At 39.6% G+C, this 5,774-nt stretch carries 6 protein-coding genes and 1 pseudogene; 6 read left to right on the forward strand and 1 reads right to left on the reverse strand.

Annotation, left to right across the window (positions count from 1 at the left end):
• The first annotated feature begins 229 nt into the window (after positions 1-229).
• The 3 genes from ruvB (at position 230) to queG (ending at position 3,606) form a co-directional block, all read left to right on the forward strand.
• Positions 230-1,252 carry a Holliday junction branch migration DNA helicase RuvB gene (gene ruvB / locus RM529_RS15610; protein ID WP_311485683.1) on the forward strand — a complete coding sequence of 341 codons (1,023 nt, stop codon included), beginning with the start codon at positions 230-232 and terminating at the stop codon, positions 1,250-1,252.
• A gap of 99 nt (positions 1,253-1,351) precedes the next feature.
• Entirely contained in the window at positions 1,352-2,680 is a 1,329-nt protein-coding gene (locus RM529_RS15615; RefSeq protein ID WP_311485684.1) for a cytochrome P450, read from the forward strand.
• Between the two features lie 2 nt (positions 2,681-2,682).
• Positions 2,683-3,606: a tRNA epoxyqueuosine(34) reductase QueG gene (gene queG, locus RM529_RS15620; protein ID WP_311485685.1), complete on the forward strand. Its 924-nt coding sequence runs from the start codon at positions 2,683-2,685 to the stop codon at positions 3,604-3,606.
• A gap of 5 nt (positions 3,607-3,611) precedes the next feature.
• Here the strand turns inward: queG and RM529_RS15625 are convergent, their stop codons facing one another.
• Positions 3,612-3,890 (reverse strand): energy transducer TonB, encoded by a 279-nt coding sequence (locus tag RM529_RS15625; protein WP_311485686.1) that lies wholly within the window; start codon positions 3,888-3,890, stop codon positions 3,612-3,614.
• A 477-nt stretch (positions 3,891-4,367) separates the two neighbouring features.
• Between RM529_RS15625 and RM529_RS15630 the strand changes: the two genes are divergently transcribed.
• From RM529_RS15630 to RM529_RS15640, 3 genes and pseudogenes are all read left to right on the forward strand, one after another.
• Positions 4,368-4,859 carry an RNA polymerase sigma factor gene (locus tag RM529_RS15630; RefSeq protein WP_311485687.1) on the forward strand — a complete coding sequence of 164 codons (492 nt, stop codon included), beginning with the start codon at positions 4,368-4,370 and terminating at the stop codon, positions 4,857-4,859.
• Positions 4,843-5,451 carry a hypothetical protein gene (locus RM529_RS15635; protein WP_311485688.1) on the forward strand — a complete coding sequence of 203 codons (609 nt, stop codon included), beginning with the start codon at positions 4,843-4,845 and terminating at the stop codon, positions 5,449-5,451. The genes RM529_RS15630 and RM529_RS15635 overlap by 17 nt, the downstream gene beginning before the upstream one ends.
• Positions 5,452-5,551: 100 nt before the next feature.
• Positions 5,552-5,774 (forward strand): annotated as a pseudogene (locus RM529_RS15640) (hypothetical protein); the annotation flags it as partial.

Consider the following 5,774-nt stretch of genomic DNA (forward strand, 5'->3'; position numbering starts at 1 on the left):
AGCTTCGGAGCATTAAAATCTCGATTATCGAGTAAAAAAATAAAGAAACCCCGCAAGTTTATTCCTGCGGGGTTTTTATTTTAGATCTGTTTCTTCCTAATCTTTGGTAAGATAAGGAACTGTGGGGTTAATATAATGCTTTCGGGATTGGGAGGTTTTTTCTTTTATCTTTGTGATTAAGTTGAAAAAGATAAGCTGAAGCCAAACCTGGTAACATTAAACTGTGTATATGAATGAAAATCTGGATCCGACCGGCGAAAATTTTTCTTCGGAAGAATTTGATGTAGAAAGAGCTTTGCGGCCTCTGAGTTTTGATGATTTTGCAGGACAGGATCAGGTGCTGGAAAATTTAAAAATATTTGTTCAGGCGGCGAATTTAAGAGGGGAAGCGTTGGATCATACCCTTTTTCACGGTCCCCCGGGTTTGGGAAAAACCACCCTCGCCCACATTCTGGCAAACGAACTGAGTGTTACACTAAAGGTTACTTCGGGGCCGGTGCTAGATAAACCCGGTGATCTTGCCGGCTTACTTACTAACCTTGAAGAACGGGATATTCTTTTTATCGACGAAATCCATAGGTTAAGTCCGGTTGTTGAGGAGTATTTATATTCAGCAATGGAAGATTACCGGATAGATATTATGATAGAATCGGGTCCCAATGCCAGGACTGTTCAAATAAACTTAAATCCGTTTACCCTTATTGGCGCCACCACGCGGTCTGGATTACTTACCGCTCCCATGAGGGCGAGGTTTGGAATTTCCAGCAGGCTGCAATATTATACTACAGAACTACTTTCAGATATTGTTCAGCGGAGTTCAGATATCCTGAACGTTCCAATTTCTCTGGATGCCGCTATCGAAATTGCAGGTAGGAGCAGGGGAACACCTCGTATTGCAAATGCGCTGTTAAGGCGGGTTCGGGATTTTGCCCAGATTAAAGGAAACGGTAAAATCGATCTGGAAATCGCAAAGTATGCCCTTAAAGCGCTAAATGTAGATGCGCATGGCCTGGACGAGATGGACAATAAAATATTAAGTACGATAATTGACAAATTTAAGGGCGGGCCCGTAGGCATTACCACGCTTGCCACGGCTGTTAGTGAAAGCGCCGAGACTATAGAAGAGGTTTATGAGCCTTTTCTTATCCAACAGGGCTTTATTTACCGCACTCCGCGTGGCAGGGAGGTCACCGAGGCCGCATACAGGCACTTGGGACGGGTAAAAGGCAACGTCCAGGGCGGACTTTTCTAAGCTGAAGCCGAAAATTGGCAATTTTCGGTTTAGGTTTGGCTTCTAAGGATGACAAGCTGTACTTACTTCCAAAAATTTAATTCTGAAACACCTTCAAAAATGGCAAATATCGATATACCTACAGTTTCCTCCTTCCGGTTTCTTAAAAATGCCAATCTTATTCTTCGGAATCCGCTGCCGTTTCATCGGGAAAACTTCCAAAAGCTTGGGGATATTTTCCAGGTGGACCTTGGCTTCAGAAAAAATGTGATTTTTTGTCGGGATGCTCATTTTGCTGAATATGTACTGAAAAAGAACCACAAAAATTATCATAAATCAACCATCCAAACAGAAGATATGGCCAAATATCTTGGCCACGGACTTCTAACCACAGACGGCGAACAGTGGAGGAAGCAAAGGCGAATGGTCCAGCCTGCTTTTCATAAAAAACAGCTTGCCCAATTGTTGGACAGCGTAGATGCGGCCATCAAAACTGAAATTGATCGGGTGGAAACTGGAAAAGCCATGGATATTTTTCCAATTTTTAATGACCTGGCTTTCCAAACGGTGGTGAAATCCCTTTTTAGCAGTGCGGCAGGGCAGGAGGAAATTAACATATTACAGTATATTACAGAGGCTGCTCAAAAAATGCTAGTCAAAGAATTGCGGCAACCTTTTAAAGGCTGGTGGTTTAAACTGAGTGGTAAAATTAAACACCACCTGGAACTCACGCAGGAAGCCAGGGAAATTCTAAAGAAAATAGTTGCTGAGCGCAGGCAAAGCGGCCAAAGGCAGGATGATCTGTTGGATATGTTGCTGGATGCCCGTTATGAAGATGGCGAAGCAATGAGCGAAAAGCAGCTAATAGATGAAATCCTCATCCTGTTTACAGCAGGTCACGAAACCACTTCCAATGCGCTGACTTTTACTACCAAACTCCTTGCAAATCATCCTGAAGTACAGGATAAGATTTCTTCAGAAGTAAAAGAGGCCAGGGCAAATTCAGAAGATCATTTTGAATTTCTGAAGAATTGCACCTATACTTCCCAGGTTGTTGAAGAATCCATGCGGCTGTATCCGCCGGTTTATTTTATAGACCGGGTGAACCTTGAAGATGATGAGTTTAACGGAATTCATATTCCGAAAAATTCCAGTTTGTTGTTTTCATTATATGAAATCCATAGAAATGAGGAGCACTGGAAAAACCCGGAAGAATTTAATCCCGATAGATTTGAAGGAGGTGGAAATAAACATGAGCCGTATTATTTTCCGTTTGGGGCGGGGCCAAGAAAATGTATTGGCAACAATTTTGCAATGTACGAGATGATTATGACGGTTGCAGAATTGGTTTCACGTTTTAAAATTTCAGCTCCTTCAGCTGAAATTGAAATACAGCCGCTTATCACCTTAAAGCCGAAAAATGCCATTGTGGAGTTCACACCAAGGTAAATATGAGTAACAGGAAGAAATATTCAGAAATGATTAAAGCCGAAGCCAAACGCCTCGGTTTCCTCTCTTGTGGTATTTCTAAAGCAGAATTTTTAGAGGAAGAAGCGCCGCGGCTGGAAAATTTTCTTCAGAATAACATGCACGGCGAGATGCAATGGCTGGAAAATCATTTTGATAAGCGATTGGACCCCACAAAACTGGTGGAAGGTTCAAAAAGTGTGATTTCGGTGCTCCTCAATTATTATCCGCAAGAATTTCAGAAGGAGAATACTTATAAAATCAGCAAATACGCTTACGGGCAGGATTACCATTTTGTGATAAAAGACAAACTGAAGCAGTTGCTCCATTTTATGCAGGACGAAATTGGGCAAATTGAAGGCCGCGCTTTTGTAGATTCCGCGCCGGTTCTTGACAAAGCCTGGGCAGCAAAAAGCGGCCTCGGTTGGATTGGGAAACATTCGAATTTACTTTCCAAACAAACCGGCTCCTTCTATTTTATTGCCGAATTAATTGTGGACCTGGAGCTGGATTACGATACTCCCGTGACCGATCACTGCGGAAGCTGTACTGCCTGCATCGATGCCTGCCCCACAGATGCCATTGTGGAACCTTATAAAGTTGATGGCAGTAAGTGCATTTCTTATTTTACCATTGAACTGAAGGACGAATTGCCAAATTCTTACAAGGACAAGTTTGACGATTGGATGTTTGGATGTGATGTGTGCCAGGATGTGTGCCCGTGGAACCGGTTTTCTAAACCTCATAACGAGCCACTTTTTAATCCGCACCCACAACTGCTGGAAAATGAAAAAAAGGACTGGGAAGAGATCACCAAGGATACTTTTAATGAAATTTTCAGGAAATCTGCCGTAAAAAGGACAAAATTTGAAGGTTTAAAACGAAATATGAAGTTTCTTGAAAGTTAGCACTACTATTGGGATGGAATCTTTCCGTTTTTTTCGAAAAAATCTTCATAGCTTTTAAAATTTTTAGTGTTGAAGCTAATGGGAATTACGTGTTTTATGGCAACATTTTCAGAATTTTTCCTGGCTGGTCGTTCAATTTTCAAATCGGCAAATATTCGTAGTGCTTCTTCTTTTAAATATTTGTTGTGAGTTCTCACATTCACCTCTTTAACTTCACCACTTTCTGTAATTATAAATTGAACATAAGCTTTTCCCGGCAATTCCCGATGATCCACCAATTTCATAATGTCAATATTTTGGTGAATATGATTCTTTAGTTCCGCATTAAAGCATTCTTTGCTGTTTAGGGAATCATTGCATTTTGTAATAAAGGGAGCTTTATCAACTTCTGTAAGACTAAAAGTTTTATTTTGTGCGTGCATGTTCAAAGCACATATAGTGCAGAAGAAGAAAGTAAAGATAAATCGTGTCATGAAAATGGGGCTTAAGGCACTAAAATAATATTATTTTTCATTAATACATAAAGTACTTGTAAGGTTAACTATGAAAGCTAAAGCTCAATTTTAAAATCATTAAAAAAGAGTAGTGACTTTAGTTGAAATACTTTCGATCTTCAAAAAAGCCTAATCCCAAAATTGGCAATTATCGACCTTTTAATGTCGGTTTGGCTTTGATTAATGCTTCAGTTCTTCAAAATTTAAGTTTTTTTACCAGTCCTGTAATAAATCAGGTTTTTCATCACTAAACAGGTAAAGACAATTTTGAGCAAAGATTTCTACACCCAATTTATTCTTCCATATGCCGGGATTATTATTAAAATCTGCAGGGCATATACAGATACCGAAGAAGATTTTCAGGATTATTACCAGGAGGTATGCCTTCAAATATGGAATAGCCGCAAAAATTTTAAGGAAGAATCCAAATGGTCTACCTGGATCTACAGGATTTCCCTGAATGTATGTATGAGCCTTTTAAGAAAGAGCAAAAAGAAGCAGGTTCAGTCTTCAGATTATATTCAGGTGCAAAATGTTCCCGATGAGGAGAACGCTTTTCAGGATGAATCCTTAAAGCTACTTTACAAAGCAATCCGACAGCTTTCAGAATTAGATCGCGCTATAATTTTGCTTTACCTGGAAGAAAATTCTTATAAAGAAATCGCAGACATTATTGGAACCACGCCCAATAATATTGGGGTGAGAATTACACGGATTAAAAAACAACTAAAAAATTTACTTAATGGAAAGATCTATTGAAAATATCTGGAAAAAAGGATTTGAAGCTGAAGAGAAACTTTCAGCGCCAGCGGTGTCGAATCTTTATGAACGCAAATCTACCTTGCTTATTGAACAGATAAAAAGGACGACCAGAAAAGACAATTTCAGCTTAATTCCGGTCGGAGCAGTAATTTTTGGGATTTTGGTATTTATGGGAAAAGTGATCCTGGGTTTTTATGTGGCTGCTTTAATTACAGCACTCTGTTTTTTAAACCAAAGGAAGTTAAAAGAACTGGAAATGCTGGATGTTAAGAACAGTACTTACGATTATCTCTTGAACTATAGAAATCAGATTAAAAGTATTATGAAATTTTCTACCCGGCTTATGGGGGTGGGGTTGCCTCTAGTGTCTATTCCTGCTTACTGGTTGTTTTTTAAGGACAGCGCTATAATGAACAAATTTGAACAACTTGACTTAGCTTTGGAACTTTTAATTGTTACTGGAATGGCTGCGTTGCTTTCCATATTAGGAATTTTAGCTTACCGGGTAAGTACAGCAGTTATATATGGGGAATTGCTGGTTAGATTAGAAAGTACCATTGAAGATATGGAGGAATTGATGAAGGCATAAAGAGATGCTACATTTTTTCAGGTGGAGGTATTAATAAGCTTTTGCTTCAGTTTTGTAAAGAAACCTTGTTATATTTGTTGGTAAGGCAAAAATGAATTTTATGAGTAATAAAGCGAGGAAGAGACGAGAAGCTTTGGTGTACCACGCCAAGCCAAAACCCGGAAAAATAGAAGTTGTACCAACAAAGAAGTATGCTACCCAAAGGGACCTTTCCCTGGCTTATTCTCCCGGTGTCGCAGAGCCTTGCCTGGAGATTGAAAAAGATAAAGATAACGCCTATAAATACACCACCAAAGGAAACCTGGTGGCGGTAATTTCTAACG

This window comes from Autumnicola edwardsiae (genome assembly GCF_031846505.1).
GTDB classification, from domain to species: Bacteria; Bacteroidota; Bacteroidia; order Flavobacteriales; family Flavobacteriaceae; genus Autumnicola; species Autumnicola edwardsiae.